Origin of the sequence: Deinococcus pimensis DSM 21231 (assembly GCF_000519345.1) — a bacterium.
In the GTDB taxonomy this organism is placed as follows: Bacteria; Deinococcota; Deinococci; order Deinococcales; family Deinococcaceae; genus Deinococcus_A; species Deinococcus_A pimensis.
This window is the reverse complement of record NZ_KI912635.1, coordinates 104,025-104,675: the sequence shown is the minus strand read 5'-3', so window position 1 is coordinate 104,675 and position 651 is coordinate 104,025. Positions and strand designations below refer to the sequence as shown.

Annotated in this window: 1 protein-coding gene; it reads right to left on the bottom strand. The window is 72.5% G+C overall.

The annotated features are described in order from the left end of the window. Positions 1-651, bottom strand: a 651-nt coding sequence (locus DEIPI_RS39235) for a glycosyltransferase (RefSeq protein WP_045233859.1), incomplete at both ends; no start/stop codon positions are given.

Sequence of the window (651 nt, the reverse complement as noted above, 5' to 3'; positions counted from 1 at the left end):
TAGGACTTCACGAGGCGGCCCAGGCTCCACTCGGCGAACCACCACGCGCCGAGCCGCGCGATCCCCGCGCGCTCCTCGGGGTAGTGGGCGGCGCAGCGCACCAGGTGCGCGTAGAAGCCCACGCCGTTGTTCGCGATCTGCGTGCGGAGCTTCGCGTACTCGCGGCGGTGGCGGTGGCGCACGATCGCCGAGGGCTCGTAGACCAGCACGTGCCCCTCCTTGACGGTGCGGAAGAACATCTCGAGGTCGCCGCCGCCGTTCGTGACGGTGCCGACGTCGAGGGCGGGGTCGAAGAAGCCGATCCGATCGAAGAGCGAGCGGCGGTACGCCATGTTCGCGCCCGTGCCGAACTTCCCGGCGCCCGCCATGCTGAACCCCGCGAGCTCGCCGCCGCGGGCGTCCACGCCGTACCAGCGGCGCCGGTAGCCGCGCCCGAAGCCGCCGTACGTCTCGAACAGCACCTGCGCCTCGGTGTCGAGCTCGTAGGGGACGACGAGACCCGTGACGCACATCACGGCGGGGTTTTCCGCGAAGACGCGCGCGAGCGCCGCGACCCAGCCCTCGTCCACGGCGACGTCGTCGTCGGTGTACGCGACGATCTCGCCGCGCGCCTCAAGGGCGGCGCGGTTGCGGGCCCAGTCGAGGCCGGGG